We start from the raw sequence: 18,260 nt of genomic DNA, 5'->3' as shown, positions 1-18,260 counted from the left end.
TCTCCTTTACGTAAGCTTTTCACTTAGAATACCATAAGTCCTACTAGCTGTATTCCTGAAAGCAGACTCTTAGTAAGCTAACGTAACGACTGGAGAAAACGATCACTATTTCAGCAAAAGAGGGGAGCCGCTTAGGAGAGTGTAAGATTAGGTCGGTGAAGGAGCTTATCCATGCGCTTTCGGGGGTATAGGAGTGTAAATGACGTGAGTGGGTGAATGATTTTATGGAGTTGAAACGAAAAAAACCATTTCAAAAGTTGACAGTATGGATAAAAGTATCTTTGGCGTATTTAGCCGTCAAGCTGTTGCCGCAGAAACCGTCCCTTCCGATTATCCTGGTAGGCGGCAATTTAGGTGAAAAATATGAAGACAACGCCTCCGCTTTCCATGAGTATCTCATGAAAAATTTTCAAGAAGACTATAGAATCCATTGGATGTATGATCCGGAAACATCCTACGTTCAAGAAAAAGGGATTGAGCATGCGGTACCGCTTGGCAGTTTTAAGAACTATTTGCTGTTCTTCCGGGCGGCTTACACTGTACATGGCCATTCCCTCATGTATGACATCGCTCCAGGCATCGATAAGTTCATTTTTTGGAACAAAAAAACGATGATGATCCATATTAGTCATGGAATCGAGTGTTTTAAGAAGATATTGATCAATACCGAAGATGTCCCGTTACTGGAGCGCTGTGATGTTTTCAATTGTGCGTCCCAATATGAAAAAAGCATCAAGAAAGAGGAATGGGGGATGCCTGAAGAAAAGTTAGCCGTTACTGGAATGGCGAGATTTGATCGTCTTCCTTATAACCATCCGGTGACAGAGGTGAAAACGATTTTGGTGATGATGACATGGCGGGAAACATTGTTCGGTTTATCGGAAGCTGAATTCTTGGAGAGTGAGTATTTTCAAGCTACTGAAAAGTTGCTTAACCATGGTGTTCTTAATCGTCTGGTCACCGAACACGATGTCACACTTAAAGTCGTATTGCATCCTTTCATGAAGCCATTTGAATCTTATTTCACTTCATTTGGCTCTTCGCATCAGCACATCGAATTTCAAACATACGATGAAATATCCATACAGGAAGAGATCTTGCACACAGATATGCTGATCACGGATTACTCCAGCATTTTCTGGGATTTTGTTTATATGAATCGGCCTGTCATCTTTTATACATTCGACCAAGAATCGTTCTTGAAGATGCGGGGTTCCTATTTGGATTTGGATGAGGATCTCCTCGGATGGAAGGCAAATACTGCAGAAGAAGTCATTGATTCGTTAATCCGGATTCTTGAACAAGGTCAAACGGAAAACCCACGTTTCAATGAATTATCTTCCTACATCGATTATACTGATGGGAAAAACTGTGAACGGCTTGCGAATTACATATTTTCCCTTGCACCTGGGGAAAGAGTGCAGTCAGCCATCCGTTGAAACGATTGTTTGTTGTGAGTTACTGATTTGTTTGATATAGTAAAGGAAATAATGATCGATGAAGTGGCTAAGTAGACTGGAATCGTGAAACAGAAAATAGGGCAACCCGCTGAGAGTCCTATCACCTCTTCCAGTTCGAAACCCTACCACCGAGATGTCGTGTAAACACGACCGGTTCGTCCCGTTACGAAACGATAGAGGGCTAATCTGCGCATTACGCTAATTAGCCGAACTAAGGTGGTACCGCGTCCCCAACACAAAGACGTCCTTTCATAGAGGACAGCTTTGTGTTTTTTTTTGCGGACAAAGACTTCTTTCGCAATCATTGAACAGGAGGAATGGACATGTCAAACACGCAACAGAATGATTTTTCAAAGTGGTACATTGATACGATCCAAAAAGCGGATTTGATGGATTACACACCGGTACGTGGATGTATCGCGTTCAAACCGGACGGCTTTGAAATTTGGGAGCACATCCAGGATGAAATGAACCGCAGATTCAAGGAGACAGGGCACCGCAACGCATATTTCCCGATGCTGATACCTGAATCTTTCTTCCAAAAAGAAAAAGATCATATCGAAGGGTTTGCGCCTGAGCTGCCTTGGGTTACAGAAGCTGCAGGGGAACCGCTTGAAGAAAGACTTGCACTGCGACCCACTTCAGAAACAATGATCGGTCACTTATACTCTGATTGGATTAAGAGCTATCGCGATCTTCCTGTGCTCATTAACCAATGGGCAAACGTGTTCCGTTGGGAAAAGAAAACATTGCCATTCATCCGTACGTCTGAATTCCTCTGGCAAGAAGGTCATACAGCACACTCCAATGAGGAAGAAGCGCGCCATGAAACGATGCAAATGTTGAACATTTATAAAGAAGTCGTTGAAGAGCTGTTAGCCATTCCGGTATACGATGGGCAAAAAACACCTTCAGAGCGTTTCGCAGGAGCGGTCGATACGTTTTCAATCGAAGCGATGATGAAAGACGGAAAAGCGGTACAAGCAGGGACATCCCACTATCTTGGCACAAAATTCGCAGAAGCATTTGATATTAAATATCTGACTAAAGAAAATAAACATGAATTCGTCCATACGACCTCTTGGGGGACGTCCACTCGTCTGATCGGGTCTGTCATTATGGTTCACGGTGATGAGCAAGGTCTTGTATTGCCGCCACGCGTCGCACCTACTCAAGTTGTCTTAATACCAGTTGGTCCTTGGAAAAAGAACCCTGCGATTATGGAGAAGCTTGATGAAGTCTATGCGGAGTTGAAAGCGAAGGGAATCCGTGTACGTCTGGATGATTCCGATCAGTCCCCAGGTTATAAATTCAACGAGTGGGAACTGAAAGGTGTACCGGTACGTATTGAACTCGGACCGCGTGATTTGGAGAATTCACAAGCCATGTTGAAATTACGTGACGAAGAAGGTAAAGAAGCGTACCCATTGGAAGGTTTGGTTGCGGAAATTGAAAACCAATTAACAGCGATGCAAAGCCGCTTGTTGGAAAAAGCGCGAGCGTTCCGTGATGAGCACTCTCATACGGATATTGAAACGCTAGAGCAACTCACTTCTCATATTGCAACGTCTCAGGAAAACCAAGAAATTCCTGGCTGGATCTTAGCAGGATGGTGTGGAGACGATGCGTGTGAAGAACACGTGAAACAAGAAACGAAGTTCACAACACGTAACATCCCATTCAACCCGCCAGTTGAAAAACATACATGCATCAACTGTGGTAAAGACGCAAAGCATACAGTCTGGTTTGCCCGCGCTTATTAATTTGATGAAACCCCGCCAAAGTCGTTTAAAACTTTGGTGGGTTTTTTTTGTGAGGAACTATGTTGAACCGGAAATTACAAACTACGGGATGCCATCAGTTCATGAGTGGCAAGTTTTGAAATTTCCAAGCCTTTCATAGGTGTCCCGATGCCTTTAGATAACTTTGCGATCAATTCATAATTTTTGTAGTCGGCAGTAGCTTGAACAATCGCACGGGCGAATGCTTCAGGATTGTCCGATTTGAAAATACCGGATCCGACAAATACGCCGTCAGCTCCTAATTCCATCATCAAAGCAGCATCTGCAGGAGTAGCGACTCCGCCTGCTGAGTAGTTCAAGACAGGCAATCTTCCCGCTTTCTTAATAGCCTGCAAGATCTCGTACGGAGCCCCAAGCTCGCGTGCTTCTGTCATGAGCTCTTCATTGTTCATGTGCACAATTTTCGTCACTTGTGCATTGATCATCCGGAGATGGCGCACGGCTTCCACGATGTTGCCTGTACCGGGTTCACCTTTCGTACGGAGCATCTTAGCTCCTTCTCCTAGACGACGGGCAGCTTCCCCTAAATTACGTGCACCGCATACAAAGGGTACGCGGAAATCACTTTTCAACAAATGGAATCCTTCATCAGCCGGAGTCAGCACTTCACTCTCATCGATGCAATCCACGTCCAGTGCTTCCAGTACTCGTGCTTCAGAAATATGACCGATTCGTGCTTTTGCCATGACTGGGATTGAAACTGCTCCTTGAACTTCTTCAACAATACGAGGGTCTGCCATCCTTGCAACGCCGCCCTCTGCACGGATATCCGAAGGGACCCGTTCCAATGCCATGATTGCCACCGCTCCAGCAGCTTCTGCGATTTTCGCTTGCTCTGCGTTAATTACATCCATAATAACGCCGCCATATGAAAGATTCATAATTATTCCTCCTTTTGATACATTCAGTATACCGAACAATGACCACTTTAAAATGGTCAGATGAAGATGAAATGATAGGGTCAGAATGAGTGGTTAACATGATGAGTTTCACGACTCAACTCTGTATGGAAGAAATTGCAGCAGCTTCTGAAACACTATCCCAGATGGCGGAAGGTCTTCAAGAGTCCATTCGCAAATTCAATAGATAACTGATAATAAATGGAAAAAAGCTGTCTGGGAAGTTCCTGATATAGGACTTCTTCAGACAGCTTTTTTCATTTTTGTGTGCCGTAAAAGTGACACCAGGCCTCCTGGATACCACCTGCAAAATGCCGTTCAGCTCTGTACAAATTAGGGCGATCAGGAATATTCTTCAACTCTTCATGAGCATTGCCGACGATGACGGAGGGCCAGGCACGATTCAACATATCGATGTCATTGCCTGAATCGCCTGCTACTAAAATACGGACAGAAGGGCTGGAGAATTTTTGTATTACGTAATCGAGCGCATTCCCTTTGCCCGCACCTTCAGGAAGAATATCCACATCCTGGTTCGAGCTGTAGATGAACTGATGGGCGATATTTTGCTCTTCAAGAGAGTGCTTGAATCGACGAACAGTTTCTGGGTCTTGCTTCACGGTAAAAGAAACCCGGCATTCATCGGGGAGGTTCTGGAGTGTTAACCGTGGAAAACGGGATGCCAGTTCTTTCACACGTTCCGGATCCCATCTTGCTTCCATGAGATTTCTCCAAGTTATATCTTCTTTCCAATCTGGCATGTGCCAGATTTTTGTACCAACATCTGAAATGACGAGGTCTGGGATGGGCAGATGCTCCTCTGAAATGAGGTGCTGAATAGAGCTTGCATGTCGTCCAGTTACGTAAACTAGCGCTATGTCATCGGGTGAAGACTGGAATAATTCCGTGAGGCCTTTCAGATCTTGCGGATTACCTACCAAAGTATTGTCTAAATCAGTTGCTAACATATGGCTTTTGTACTGTATGACTGACGCCTTCATATAATTTATCCACCTTTTTCGCGATCACTTTCCAGTTGAAGTTCTGTTGGGCGAATTGGGCAGCTTTTTTACCGAGCTGTGCTGCGATATCAGGTCGTTTTGTAAGAAGACCCATTGCTGAGGCAAGTTCACTCGTATTGTTCGGTTTTACTTGAAGCCCGGTTTCCTTATTGATCACAATATCCCCAAGTCCACCTACATTTGAAGCGATGACGGGGCTTCCGCACGCTTGAGCTTCAGCAGCTACCATACCGAAGGATTCATAATAGGATGGGACGATGACAGCTAAACTGCTATTGAAGTGTGAGGCAAGCTGCTCTGGTGGAAGACAGCCGAGAAACTCCACATGATTCTCAATTCCTTTTACAGCCATCTGAAGTTCTTCTGAAAGTGCGCGTTTCGTATGGGGGTCCACTTGGTCCGGTTCGCCGCCTATGATCCGTAACCGGATGGGCACTTCAAGAAGGCCTGAAAGGGACAGAAGTTTAAACGCGCGAAGCAAGGTGTAAATCCCTTTTGTTTTTTCGAGTCTTCCTGCAAACGTGAAAGTGAGGGGCGAGTGAATGGAATGAGTATCAGGAGTAAAGACTGGACTTACGCCAATGGGCAGTACGCGAATTGGAGATGGGTGTTTCACGGTGGCTTTGATAAGTGCTTTTTCATCCAATGTAGTGGCGATGACTGCATCTGCCGACGAAAGGATCATTCGCTCAGCTTTAAGCCTTTGTGGTTGTTTTATGCCTGTAGCCCGTTGTTTTGCAATAGCTAAGGAATGAGATGTATGGATCCAAGGGATAGTAAACTCTTTACTCATTTTTGCGCCAAGTAATCCGGAAAGCCAATAGTGAGTATGCAATATGTCATAATCTGAGAAATTTTCAAGCTTCTTCATTTCGGTGAAAAAGTCGGGCAGAAGATGAAACATCTCTGTTTTGTCGACAAATTTCTTTTTTCCTGCTCCCACACGTACAACACGACACCTATTTCCAAACGTTTCGTATTGAGGAGATTCGGCATCATTCCAGTGAGTGAAAATATCTACAGAATGACCGCGAGCATCCAATGCCAACGCAAGTTGCTTCACATAATTGTTCTGGCCTCCTGCTTGGCTTGTCCCCAGTGGAGCTAAGGGATCACCATGGTCTGAAATGAAACAAATATTCTTTCCCATTTAAACACTCCTCTGAAGTTGTTGATTTCATCTTATTTTTGCGGAATAGTAATTGTTTGCGTGATAAGTTTTTACCCATGATTGGTAGATTGTAAACTTTAATTTAAGAGTATGGACAGGAGCTGCAAGGTGTATCCGCATATATATAACGTAATAGTTAAATATGGTTGAAGGATGTAAGTTTTGGGGAACCAAAGGTATCCATGGGGGATTTTGATGGTTTGCAAGTGGAGTGAGCAGATTATTAAACGTTAAAAGACGGAAATGGTATTCTTATTTAGGTATTAGCAATAGAAGACCAACTAGAAGGAGCTACTTAACATGACAATACGAGTAAAAGCGGTTATTGGAAGTACAAGTTCGACTTCCTACAATAAGAGACTGGTGAACTTCATGAAGAAACGATACGCGGATCGTTTGGAGATAACATTAGTTTCCATCAACGACGTGGAAATGTTCTCAGTTGACCACGAAAGCGAACCACCTGCGAATGTGCGCGCATTCAAAGAGAATGTGAAAGATTCGGATGCTGTATTATTTGCAGTTCCTGAATATAACTTCTCCATCCCAGGCGCTATGAAAAATGCGCTGGATTGGTTATCGCGCGGAGGCGAAGCAACACTGCGTGATAAGCCTGCGTTCATCGTCGGATCATCGATGGGCGTGTTCGGAAGTGTGCGTGCTCAAATCCATTTACGCGAAATTCTATCCAACCCGGGTCTTTCTCCACTCATTTTACCGAATAATGAAGTGTACATCGGATCGATTCATCAGAAATTGAACGAACAAGACGAGTTAACGGACGAACCGACAGTAGCCTTCTTGGACTCTGTGGTGGACAACTTCGTCGATTTTTACGAACGCATGACGGAAATGCATGCATCGAAAAAAGCATAATATAAACAAGCATTCTGTGTACGTGCAGAATGCTTGTTTTCGTTAAGGCAGGATTGCGGAAGAGCGTACGGGGAATCCGGCTGCTTTTTCAGGTTTTGGGACAACTAAAGACGACAGCCCCTTTTGCAGGAAGTTTGTTACGAGTTCGATTGGATACGTATCCTGTTCGATCACGTGAAGTCACGATCCGCCTCTGCATTTTCTGGTAATAGCACGTCTTTAATCGAATGCAATAGACGTTAGATGATTTCTTTCTTTTAGGAATTTGATATACTTGTCTATAGTTTGGAAATTCTTAAGAAGGTGCCAGCAATTGTTTAGATTAAGGATGGGGAAAAAGGGTAATTAAAGTTGTAAGCGGTCTACATAACCTATTGGAAGAGGCGAATTAGTATGAGCTCAAACTATACAGATGATAGCTTTGCATTACATACAGATTTATATCAAATCAATATGATGGAAACGTACTGGTCTGAGGGTATACATAACAAGAAAGCGGTTTTCGAGCTGTACTTCAGAAAGCTGCCATTTGGAAACGGATATGCAATTTTTGCAGGGCTTGAACGTGTGCTCGACTATTTACGGGATCTGAAATTCACGGACACGGATATCGCGTATTTAAAAGATGAATTGCACTACAAAGAAGATTTTCTCGATTATCTGAAAGACGTCCGATTTACCGGAGACCTCTATTCCATGAAAGAAGGGGAAACTGTATTTGGAAACGAACCGATCATCCGAGTGGAAACTACATTGGCTGAAGCGCAGCTTATTGAAACAGCACTTTTGAACATCGTCAACTATCAAACATTGATCGCCACAAAGGCGAGTCGCATAAAACAAGTCGTAAAAGATGAAATGGTGATGGAATTCGGAAGCAGACGTGCCCATGAAATGGATGCGGCAGTCTGGGGAGCACGGGCTGCAGTAATTGGCGGAGTGGAAGCGACTAGTAATGTTAGGGCTGGAAAACTGTTCGGAATTCAAGCGAGCGGGACTCATGCCCATTCTCTTGTGCAAGCCTATAAGAGTGAATACAAAGCGTTTCACTCATACGCAAAACGCCATCGTGATTGTGTCTTCCTTGTAGACACCTATAACACCTTGAAAATCGGCGTCCCGACTGCCATTAAAGTGGCGAAGGAATTGGGGGACAAGATTAACTTCATAGGCATTCGCCTAGACAGCGGGGATATCTCGTTCCTGTCGAAGGAAGCAAGACGTATGTTGGATGAGGCAGGATTTGTGGACGCGAAAATCGTCGTATCCAATGATTTGGATGAATACACCATCCTCAATCTGAAAGCTCAAGGTGCTCAAGTGGATGTATGGGGAATCGGGACGAAACTCATCACTGCATATGATCAGCCGGCGCTCGGTGCTGTCTACAAAATCGTTGCAATTGAAGGTGAAAACGGTGAATTGGTGGACACGATCAAGATTTCTTCCAATGCAGAGAAAGTGACGACACCTGGACGCAAGAAGTTATATCGGATTATCGATAAAGAAAATGGCAAAGCTGAAGGGGACTACATCACGATGTATGATGAAGATCCGAATTCTGAAAAACGGATCAAAATGTTTCATCCGGTACACACCTTCATCTCTAAATTTGTAACGAATTTTGAAGCCAGAGACCTCCATGAAAAAGTCATCGATAACGGACAAATCGTTTATGAGTTGCCGCCAACTATGGAAATCCAACAGTATGCGAAAGATAACTTGAACCTATTATGGGATGAATACAAGCGTTCCCTCAATCCCGAAGAGTATCCTGTCGATCTGAGCCAGAAATGTTGGGATAATAAGATGAGAAATATTCAAGAAGTCCAAGAAATGGTAAGTGACTTCATACACGAATAGGAGTGACTCATAGTGAATGAATTACAGCAGCGAATCATTAAAGAATTGCATGTGCAGCCGGAAGTCGATCCTCAGAAAGAGGTTCGGATATCGGTGGATTTCCTGAAAGCGTATTTGAAGAAGAACACGTTTCTGGAAGGCTATGTACTAGGGATTTCCGGAGGTCAAGATTCAACGTTGGCTGGAAAGCTTGCGCAAATGGCAGTAGATGAATTGAATGAGGAACTTGCAGTGGATCGCTATAAGTTTGTCGCAATCCGGCTGCCCTATGGCACACAATTTGACGAAGAGGATTGTCAAGATGCCTTGCGCTTCATTCAACCTACCATTACGTATACCGTGAACATTAAAGCGGCGGTAGATGCGAGTCGTCATGCGCTTGATGAGGCGGGGATCTCTTTGACGGATTTCGAAAAAGGCAACGAAAAAGCAAGAGAACGGATGAAAGTCCAGTTTTCAATGGCGGCTTTCCATCATTGCGCGGTAATCGGAACTGATCATGCAGCAGAAGCAATCACCGGTTTCTTTACGAAGTTTGGCGATGGGGCAGCAGACGTTACCCCGTTATCCCGTTTGAACAAAAGGCAAGGGAAGGAAATGCTCCGGATTCTTGGCTGCCCTGAGCATTTGTATAACAAAGTTCCAACCGCGGATTTGGAGGAGGACAAACCTGCCTTGCCTGATGAGGTCGCTCTCGGTGTGACCTATACACAAATCGACGATTATTTGGAGGGGAAAGCAGTCCCCGACGATGCGCGCCAAACCATCGAACGTCACTACCTCCGTTCCGAACACAAGCGGCATCTTCCGGTAACTGTATTTGATGATTTTTGGAAATAGTTGTGAAAAACCTCTCGTAACATCGGGAGGTTTTTTCATTGCCTTCGAATTCTGTTTGTTTTGTAAATTAGTTTGTCCGCCCATACAAATTCCGGTATGATGGAAAGAACTGTAGAGTCATCCAGTAAATGAGCAAGGGGGAACAGGGATGTCACATAAAGAGAATATCGATGCCATATTGACGAGCATCGAACGAACCATTGTTGGGAAACGTGAAATTAGTGAGCTCAGTCTTACAGCACTTTTAGCAGGAGGACATGTCCTCCTTGAAGATGTGCCCGGTGTCGGGAAAACGGTAATGGTAAAATCATTGGCTGCTGCCATAGGTGCTGACTTCAAAAGAATTCAGTTCACGCCTGACTTATTGCCTTCCGACGTCCTCGGGGTTTCGATTTATAACCCAAAGCAGATGGAGTTTGAATTCAGACCCGGTCCTATAGTCGGCAATATCATTTTGGCAGATGAAATCAATCGGACTTCACCTAAAACACAAAGTGCCCTATTGGAGGGAATGGAAGAAGCATCTATTACAATTGATGGTAAAACGCTGCAGCTTCCGAAACCATTCTTTGTCATGGCTACTCAAAACCCAATAGAATATGAAGGGACATATCCATTGCCGGAAGCACAAATGGACCGATTCCTATTTAAATTGAAAATGGGGTATCCGACAAAGAAGGAGGAGATTGAAGTGCTTTCGCGTTCGGAATCCCAACTTCCGCTTGAACTGACAGCTCCTGCTATTACGTTGGAGGATTTGCGCGAACTGCAAAATGTTGTCACTGATGTCATTGTGGATACAACGGTCAAATCATATATAGTCGATTGCGCGAATGCTACACGTGACCATGCATCCGTTTACCTAGGAGTGAGCCCGCGCGGATCGCTCGGTCTCATGAAGGCATGCCAAGCGTTTGCACTTATTAAAGGGCGTAATTATGTGACGCCGGATGACGTACAGTACTTACTCCCATATGTATTTAGTCACCGGATCATTTTGCATCCTGACGCTGAGTATAGCGGCCAATCCATTGATAACGTGCTGATTGATATCTTAACGAAAGTCCGTGTACCGGTTTTAAGGACGAACTCTATATGACACGAAAGCGTGCATCACTCACCATTCAAACATTATTTGTTTTGATTGTTCTAGGTGGATCCTATTCATTTGCCATGTTTCAAGGTGGAATGGGGAGCTGGACGATTTTTTACTTCATCGTTCCGTTTTCTTTGTACGCGCTGTCGATTGTGTTGTATCCGTTGAAACGAATGACGGTGTCCCGTGTGATTCAACATCCATTACTTGGAATTGGTGATACCACGACAGTGACAATTCGTGTGAACCGTACAAACCGTTTTCCATTGCTCTATCTAGCTGTCCGAGAACCGCAGTGTGCAGGAGGTGCCTCCGTCACGAAACAAGGGACTTCCAAGTTGTTCATCATCGGATTCCAAAAGCAGGTTTTCCTGCAGTACGAATTGAAAGGCCAACAAAGAGGGGAGCATCACTTTTCTCCTGTGCAGCTGGAAATAGCGGATTTTTTAGGTTGGATTAGAAAACGTGAAACGATTGTGGCAGAAGGAGAGTCATCGCTCCTCATTTTTCCTGAGACAAAGGCCGTTCAATACGTTCCAATCGGCTCGTATCATGACAAAGGGACGACCAGGTCACCCTTTTCTTTGATAAAAGAAACGACCGTAGCGACAGGTGTCAGAGACTATCAGCCAGGAGACCGGATGTCATGGATCCACTGGAAATCCTTCGCGCGGACACAGAATCTCATGACGAAGGAATTTGAGAACAAACGAGGAGAGCATGTCACATTATTGCTCGATGCCAAATCCTCTGAAACGTTTGAAGAACAAATTCGATTTGCTGCCTCCATATTAAAAGAAGCTGCTGCACGTAAAGCTGATTTGACATTTTTAACGAATGATGCGGATTATGCCGCTATTGGAACCATTGCAGGAGAGGGGCAGCTTAGAAAAGCACTGACACAACTAGCTCGCTTGCAACCAATGGAAGAAGGGCGCGCAAAACAACCGAATTACGCAGTTGCGCTTCAAGGTGCCGGGGCTATTGTCATCATTTCAGGTAATCCGGATGCTTTGTTTTTAAGAGCTGTTCTTAGTGCATCTCGTGCACAACCAGTATTTTGTTTTGTTGTGAGAAACGGAACGGAGCCGATTCCGAATGATGTGGAGCAGAATGTAAGGGCGGCGAAATCGCTAGGTGTGACAGTCCAAGTGCTGTCAGATAACCAGTTCGAACGCTCGTTTCAGGAGGTGGCTAAAGCGTGAAAAACGGTCTGATGGACAAGTGGATCATACTAGTGCTGTATACGCTTGCCTTCCTTATGATAATCGAGTGGCTCAAGCCGGTATCGGAATTGACAGATACGGGGCATATTAGCCACTTTTACGGATTTATCGCACTGTCTCTGTTATTTGGTTTATTGCGTGTTCCGGGTTGGATCGGGGTTCCGGTTAAGGTGGTTTACATAATTCTCTCGCTGCAGTATGTCTTCCATGGAAAGGAATGGCTGACCGGGGAAGCTCTTAAAATCACCTTATCTGATATTAGCAGAAGTTTCACATTCATAGGGACCGGTCAGTGGATGGAAATCTCTTATCCGTTCCGTACAGTATTATTCTTCATCTTACTTTGGATGCTTGCATATTTGATCCGCTTTTGGATCGAATACCGCAAGTCAATCCTATTGTTCTTTGGAATGACGGTGATTTTCCTCTCAGTGGTGGATACGTTCACAACGTTTGACGCCTCATTTGCGATTTTACGGGTAATGGTGATCGGACTGTTATTACTAGGCTTACTCTTTCCGCTTCGGTTAGCAGCTAAAAATAATACCCGGCTGCCGGTTGGGAGTTATTTTAAAGCGATTGCCCCTTTAGGCGGAGTGTTACTACTCATCGCGGTGGTTGCCGTTCTCCTCCCTATTAAAGAACCGGCATGGCCCGACCCGGTTCCGTTTATCCGCTCGGCGACGGGGGCAGGTGATGGCGGAAACGGTCAGGGCATTTCAAAAGTAGGATACGATCCTGACGATACGCAATTAGGAGGACCGTTTCAACAAGATGACACGGTTGTATTTGAAGCCTTTGTAGACTCACGTCAATATTGGAAAATGGAAACGAAAAATACCTATACATCCAAAGGGTGGATTCAGGATTCAGACGAGCCGTATCCGGAGGTCCAGGGGAGTTTTTCAGGTCTGATTGGCGGACAAGTCTTAGTGCCGCCAAGGAAACGTGCCGATGTGGATATGTATGAACCCCTTCCAATCTTGCCTTATCCATATGGGTTTGAAGAATTGCAAACTACTGAAGGGTTTGTCTATGAGCAGGAAGTGGACACAGGCAAGTTGACACTGAATTCCGGTGAGCCGCTAAACATGACCTACCGAACGGAATTCGTCCCACCCGAATACAGCTTGAAAGAACTCCGTGCAACGCAAATGGAGTCACTGGATTCCATAAAATTCGAAATGGATGAGTATTTGAGTTTGCCGGAAGAAGTCCCTTCCAGGGTAAAGGACCTGGCTCAAGAATTGACGGCAGATGCACCGAGTGTTTATCAGAAAACGCAAGCGATTGAACGGTATTTCGGAAGAAGTGGTTTTGTCTACTCCCGGGAAGAGGTTGCGGTACCGAAAGAGGACGATGATTATGTCGATCAATTCCTCTTTGAAACGAAACGGGGTTATTGTGATAACTTCAGCTCATCCATGGTCGTGATGCTGCGGTCTGTAGGGATACCGGCGAGATGGGTGAAGGGATTCGCACCAGGTGAGTTGAACCGTGATGACAATCAGGAGAAATTCTATACAGTAACAAATAACCAGGCTCACTCATGGGTTGAAGCGTATATGCCTGGTGTTGGTTGGATGCCATTCGAGCCGACGATCGGCTTTAATGGCATCTCCAATATCAACTTCGATATTGAAGTGGCGGAAGATGATGCGAAAGAACCTGAACCTATTAAACGTCCTGAGAACAAGAAGAAGCAAGAGCAGGATCAGCAACCGGCTAAACGTAAAAATACAGGGGACTCCTGGTTGCTTCAAATTATTCCGGATTGGTTACGTTCATGGGTGGCGGTGAGTATACTTGCTGGAGTCTCGATTACAATGATTGGAGGCGGATTATATACAACCCGGAAGAAATGGATGCCTCGCCTTGCTGTTCGTAACAGCCGCAATAAGCCCGAAGGATGGGAAACATTTGCTTTACATTACGAACAATTACTAAAGCATTTGACCCGTGTTGGAATCCGCAAACCTGTGGGGACCACGTTAATGACCTACGCCAAAGAAGTGGATAGAATGCGCGGTGATGAAAAAATGAGCACGCTGACCGCTGTATATGAAAAAGGCTTATATGGACAAAATGAGATTAATCAAGATTGGACGGAATTACGCAAAATATGGGAAGATTTAATCATTGAGACAACTGGTTGATTTTTAAACTGAATGGAAGTAGAATGATGCCAGGAATGAAAATACTTGAATGCTCTCATATAGGTCCGATAATATGGTTCGGATGTTTCTACCAGGTCACCACAAACGACCTGTCTATGATGGCGAAGGCAGCTACGGGGAAACCGTGGTCTGTTTTCGTTATTTCATAGATATCGATAGAAACAGAAGACGCGCAGAAAGAGTTCACTTTCTAACGCGTCTTTCTCTATTTTAAGGGCATACTTGAAATAAAAATAAGAAGAGGTGGATTTCATGTCAGCAGCTCCATTATTGTCTGAACAAGAGAAAATCGTAGTTTTAGATTTAGGCAGCAAGTACAACCAACTTATTACACGCGTAATACGTGACCTAGGCGTCTACAGTGAGCTTTACCCGCACACTGTGACAGCAGAAGAAATCCGTAATATGCATGCAGCTGGAATTGTCTTGTCTGGTGGAGATACTAAAATGGACGCGGACATCGATCCTGAAATCTTTACATTGGGGGTTCCGGTTCTTGGACTTGGCTCAGGACTGGAAATCATCTCAGAACAATTCGGTGGAAAGACAGCACCTATGGAAGAGCATGGTGCAACGTCTTCAGTGACTGCTGAAGGAACATCTGAATTATTTGCAGGAATCAGCGGATCATTTGCAGCCCACATTGGCGGTGCTGAAAAAATAGTGGAACTTCCTGAAGGTTTTACAGCTGCGGCGAAAGACGAGCATGGACATATTACAGCAATCGAAAATGCTGATAAAGGAGTATTCGGCGTTCAGTTCCACCCAGAAGTGGAGAGCACTGAAAACGGGCAAGAAATCCTCCGTACATTCCTTCGCTCCATTTGCAATCCGACTGGTGAATGGTCGATGGAACGCTTCATTGAAGTGGAAATGGAAAAGATCCGTGAGCAAGTAGGAAATCGGAATGTTCTTTGTGCATTGAGCGGCGGTGTTGACTCTTCAGTAGTCGCAACACTTATCCACCGTGCGATCGGTGATCAGTTGACTTGTATTTTTGTAGACCACGGTTTGTTGCGTAAAGGTGAAGTCGAAAGTGTTGTCGATACATTCAGCACAAAGTTCAATATGAATTTCATCAAAGTGGACGCAGCGAAACGTTTCTTGGACAAGCTTGCCGGAGTAACTGATCCTGAACAAAAGCGTAAAATCATCGGTAACGAATTCATCCGTGTATTTGATGAAGAAGCAGCGAAGCTCAAAGGGATCGATTTCCTCGCACAAGGTACTATTTATGCGGATATCATTGAAAGTGGTACAGCAACTGCTGAAGTCATCAAATCACACCATAACGTTGGCGGCTTACCGGAAGACATGGACTTTGAATTGATCGAGCCATTGAAGGCGTTGTTCAAAGACGAAGTTCGTAATGTAGGTAAAGAACTTGGACTGCCTGAAGATATCTACAACCGTCAGCCATTCCCAGGACCAGGCCTTGGTGTCCGTGTACTTGGTGAAGTGACGGAAGAGAAGTTGAACATTGTCCGTGATGCGGACTATATCCTTCGTGAAGAAATTGCTTTAGCGGGTCTTGACCGTTCAATCTGGCAGTACTTCGCAGTCCTCCCGGGTATCAAGAGTGTTGGTGTGAGAAACGGTAAGCGTTCATATGACCATGCAATCGGCCTGCGTGCCGTTCACTCGTCTGACGGTATGAGTGCTGATTGGGCTCGTATCCCTTGGGATGTTTTAGAGAAAATCAGTTCGCGTATTACAGCGGAAGTCGATCACGTCAACCGTGTAGTCTATGATATTACTGCAAAACCACCTGGAACAATCGAGTGGGAATAAAACTGAATAACTGAAAGTCGTATATCCTTGGGAATAAGGCCCGAAAGTTTCTACCAGAGCACCGTAAATGCTTTGACTACGATGAATGGAACGCTTCTTGTATAAGATTCACAGGAAGGGTCCCCATTTTGAAGAGTTTGGAAGAGCATGCGACGGTAGATGTCGCATGCTCTTTTTAAATCAAAACAGATGAGGACGGTTGACGATGAAAAAGTATTTCGAGTTTGACAAGTTAGGAACGAATTACCGCAGGGAAATCATTGGAGGAGTCACTACATTCCTTGCAATGGCATACATATTGGCCGTAAATCCTCTTGTGTTGTCTCTTGACGGGGTAACGGACATTCCGGATTCGATGCGGATGGACAAAGGCGCAGTCTTTGTAGCTACTGCATTGGCAGCAGCAGTCGGATCATTATTCATGGGACTCATCGCACGATATCCAATCGGACTGGCGCCAGGGATGGGGCTGAATGCGTTCTTCGCATTTTCTGTCGTACTGGGTTACGGGATCCCTTGGCAAACGGCGTTAACAGGTGTGCTATTCTCAGGACTCATTTTTATTGTTCTTTCATTAACTGGACTCCGTGAAATGATCATTAACGCCATTCCTGCGCAACTGAAATATGCTGTAGGCGCAGGTATCGGCTTGTTCATTACTTTCTTAGGGCTTCAAAACGCAAATATTATTGTAGGTGACCCGAATACACTGGTTACGTTAGGTGATTTATCTCAAGGGCCAGTATTGCTTGCCATCTTCGGATTAGTAATTACTGTAGTCATGATGGTGAGAGGGATTAAGGGAGCCATCTTCTACGGAATGATTTTAACAACGATTGCAGGGATGATTTTCAGTCTGATTGCGGTACCGGATAAGGTTGTTTCAAGTGTACCAAGTGTCGCTCCGACTTTTGGTGCTGCGTTTGAAGCAATCTTCAACAACCCAGGTGAGTTATTTACCACTCAATTCCTTGTCATCATCATCACATTCTTGTTTGTAGACTTCTTTGACACTGCAGGTACACTTGTTGCAGTTGCAACTCAAGCCGGTTTAATGAAGGAAGGCAAATTGCCGCGCGCAGGAAAAGCATTGCTGGCGGATTCCATGGCGACTGTGACAGGTGCGATTTTCGGTACGTCCACTACAACTTCCTACATTGAATCGACTGCGGGCGTTGCCGCTGGCGCGAAAACAGGATTTGCTTCAGTGGTCACTGGCCTTCTGTTCTTACTGGCACTATTCTTTTCACCTTTATTGTTTGTTATAACACCTGAAGTAACAGCTCCTGCATTGATCATAGTCGGAGTGTTGATGGTTTCTAACTTGGGCAATATCGAGTGGACACGATTTGAAATGGCGGTTCCCGCATTCTTCACCGTCATAGCAATGCCGTTGACGTATAGTATCGCAACAGGAATCGCGATCGGTTTTATCTTCTATCCGATTACGATGCTGCTTAGCGGACGTAAGAAGGAAATTCATCCTATAATGTACGTGCTGATGATTCTCTTCATTTTGTATTTCGTTTTCGTTAAATAACATAATCCTTACAGCTGCTGGCATTCCGTCTTAGGAAGCTAGCAGCTGTTTTTCAATTAAGGTTTCAAATTAAGCCACCTATAACCCTATATGAACTGAGTAAGATAAGAACTCGTTATTCGATGTTTAGAGATTGGTTTTTGGGGTAAATTAAGGATTAGTAATTTAATTGACGAAAAGTGTTGACATATGTTGATGCGCTTGGTATAGTAATAAAGCAGTCGGGAGCGAGACTTACTAGAAACGCTTCAGACAATATGAACCTTGAAAACTGAACAGCAAAATGTCAACGAATTATCGTTTGGGAAACCGGCTCTGCCGGCGGAACAAACAAAACAGATCTTAATCGATCTGATAGACATCAGAAATGATGCCAGTACGAATTGAGCAATCAATTCTCTTTTATGGAGAGTTTGATCCTGGCTCAGGACGAACGCTGGCGGCATGCCTAATACATGCAAGTCGAGCGAATCGATAGGAGCTTGCTCCTTGAGATT

General features: G+C 44.6%; 13 protein-coding genes, 1 rRNA gene and 2 riboswitches. Of the genes, 11 read left to right on the top strand and 3 right to left on the bottom strand.

What is annotated here, in order from left to right:
* Positions 1–224 precede the first annotated feature (224 nt).
* A complete protein-coding gene (locus ABE021_RS01045; RefSeq protein WP_430286307.1) occupies positions 225–1,439 on the top strand; it encodes a CDP-glycerol glycerophosphotransferase family protein in 1,215 nt (404 codons plus the stop codon).
* A gap of 344 nt (positions 1,440–1,783) precedes the next feature.
* The gene (gene proS / locus ABE021_RS01040; RefSeq protein ID WP_430286306.1) at positions 1,784–3,223 is read left to right on the top strand and encodes a proline--tRNA ligase; all 1,440 of its coding nucleotides are present in this window, start codon (positions 1,784–1,786) and stop codon (positions 3,221–3,223) included.
* Positions 3,224–3,297: 74 nt separating this feature from the next.
* Here the strand turns inward: proS and pdxS are convergent, their stop codons facing one another.
* The 3 genes from pdxS to ABE021_RS01025 all read right to left on the bottom strand — a co-directional run bounded on the left by pdxS (position 3,298) and on the right by ABE021_RS01025 (position 6,333).
* Complete coding sequence (gene pdxS, locus ABE021_RS01035) at positions 3,298–4,143, bottom strand: pyridoxal 5'-phosphate synthase lyase subunit PdxS (protein ID WP_430286305.1); 846 nt, start codon at positions 4,141–4,143, stop codon at positions 3,298–3,300.
* A 275-nt stretch (positions 4,144–4,418) separates the two neighbouring features.
* A complete protein-coding gene (locus tag ABE021_RS01030) occupies positions 4,419–5,162 on the bottom strand; it encodes an HAD-IIB family hydrolase (protein ID WP_430286304.1) in 744 nt (247 codons plus the stop codon).
* Complete coding sequence (locus ABE021_RS01025; protein WP_430286303.1) at positions 5,116–6,333, bottom strand: glycosyltransferase; 1,218 nt, start codon at positions 6,331–6,333, stop codon at positions 5,116–5,118. The genes ABE021_RS01030 and ABE021_RS01025 overlap by 47 nt, the downstream gene beginning before the upstream one ends.
* Positions 6,334–6,654: 321 nt before the next feature.
* Between ABE021_RS01025 and ABE021_RS01020 the strand changes: the two genes are divergently transcribed.
* The 9 genes from ABE021_RS01020 to ABE021_RS00980 all read left to right on the top strand — a co-directional run.
* Positions 6,655–7,230 (top strand): NADPH-dependent FMN reductase, encoded by a 576-nt coding sequence (locus ABE021_RS01020; protein ID WP_430286302.1) that lies wholly within the window; start codon positions 6,655–6,657, stop codon positions 7,228–7,230.
* A gap of 393 nt (positions 7,231–7,623) precedes the next feature.
* Positions 7,624–9,093: a nicotinate phosphoribosyltransferase gene (locus ABE021_RS01015; protein WP_430286301.1), complete on the top strand. Its 1,470-nt coding sequence runs from the start codon at positions 7,624–7,626 to the stop codon at positions 9,091–9,093.
* A gap of 12 nt (positions 9,094–9,105) precedes the next feature.
* Entirely contained in the window at positions 9,106–9,933 is an 828-nt protein-coding gene (gene nadE / locus ABE021_RS01010; RefSeq protein ID WP_430286300.1) for an ammonia-dependent NAD(+) synthetase, read from the top strand.
* 148 nt (positions 9,934–10,081) lie between these two features.
* On the top strand, positions 10,082–11,032 hold the full coding sequence (locus tag ABE021_RS01005; protein WP_430286299.1) for an AAA family ATPase: 951 nt from the start codon (positions 10,082–10,084) through the stop codon (positions 11,030–11,032).
* Complete coding sequence (locus tag ABE021_RS01000) at positions 11,029–12,234, top strand: DUF58 domain-containing protein (protein ID WP_430286298.1); 1,206 nt, start codon at positions 11,029–11,031, stop codon at positions 12,232–12,234. Before ABE021_RS01005 ends, ABE021_RS01000 begins: the two co-directional genes overlap by 4 nt.
* The gene (locus ABE021_RS00995) at positions 12,231–14,411 is read left to right on the top strand and encodes a DUF4129 domain-containing transglutaminase family protein (RefSeq protein WP_430286297.1); all 2,181 of its coding nucleotides are present in this window, start codon (positions 12,231–12,233) and stop codon (positions 14,409–14,411) included. Before ABE021_RS01000 ends, ABE021_RS00995 begins: the two co-directional genes overlap by 4 nt.
* A gap of 35 nt (positions 14,412–14,446) precedes the next feature.
* Positions 14,447–14,548: riboswitch (purine riboswitch) on the top strand.
* Between the two features lie 136 nt (positions 14,549–14,684).
* Complete coding sequence (gene guaA / locus ABE021_RS00990; RefSeq protein ID WP_430286296.1) at positions 14,685–16,223, top strand: glutamine-hydrolyzing GMP synthase; 1,539 nt, start codon at positions 14,685–14,687, stop codon at positions 16,221–16,223.
* A riboswitch (purine riboswitch) is annotated at positions 16,221–16,322 on the top strand. It overlaps the preceding gene by 3 nt.
* Before the next feature lie 106 nt (positions 16,323–16,428).
* Positions 16,429–17,763 carry an NCS2 family permease gene (locus tag ABE021_RS00985; protein WP_430286295.1) on the top strand — a complete coding sequence of 445 codons (1,335 nt, stop codon included), beginning with the start codon at positions 16,429–16,431 and terminating at the stop codon, positions 17,761–17,763.
* 401 nt (positions 17,764–18,164) lie between these two features.
* Positions 18,165–18,260: ribosomal RNA gene (locus ABE021_RS00980) — 16S ribosomal RNA — on the top strand; the annotation flags it as partial.

This window comes from Sporosarcina gallistercoris (assembly GCF_050459885.1).
GTDB lineage: Bacteria > Bacillota > Bacilli > Bacillales_A > Planococcaceae > Sporosarcina > Sporosarcina gallistercoris_A.
The sequence above is the reverse complement of the archived record's forward strand: the minus strand, read 5'-3'. Positions and strand labels throughout refer to the sequence as shown.

Bases quoted from the DNA above. Each gene is read 5' to 3' on its own strand.
- proS (WP_430286306.1), top strand. From the start codon at position 1,784: ATGTCAAACACGCAACAGAATGATTTTTCAAAGTGGTACATTGATACG.
- ABE021_RS01030 (WP_430286304.1), bottom strand. From the start codon at position 5,162: ATGAAGGCGTCAGTCATACAGTACAAAAGCCATATGTTAGCAACTGAT.
- pdxS (WP_430286305.1), bottom strand. From the start codon at position 4,143: ATGAATCTTTCATATGGCGGCGTTATTATGGATGTAATTAACGCAGAG.
- ABE021_RS01025 (WP_430286303.1), bottom strand. From the start codon at position 6,333: ATGGGAAAGAATATTTGTTTCATTTCAGACCATGGTGATCCCTTAGCT.
- ABE021_RS00985 (WP_430286295.1), top strand. From the start codon at position 16,429: ATGAAAAAGTATTTCGAGTTTGACAAGTTAGGAACGAATTACCGCAGG.
- ABE021_RS01020 (WP_430286302.1), top strand. From the start codon at position 6,655: ATGACAATACGAGTAAAAGCGGTTATTGGAAGTACAAGTTCGACTTCC.
- ABE021_RS01015 (WP_430286301.1), top strand. From the start codon at position 7,624: ATGAGCTCAAACTATACAGATGATAGCTTTGCATTACATACAGATTTA.
- ABE021_RS01045 (WP_430286307.1), top strand. From the start codon at position 225: ATGGAGTTGAAACGAAAAAAACCATTTCAAAAGTTGACAGTATGGATA.
- ABE021_RS01000 (WP_430286298.1), top strand. From the start codon at position 11,029: ATGACACGAAAGCGTGCATCACTCACCATTCAAACATTATTTGTTTTG.
- ABE021_RS01005 (WP_430286299.1), top strand. From the start codon at position 10,082: ATGTCACATAAAGAGAATATCGATGCCATATTGACGAGCATCGAACGA.
- guaA (WP_430286296.1), top strand. From the start codon at position 14,685: ATGTCAGCAGCTCCATTATTGTCTGAACAAGAGAAAATCGTAGTTTTA.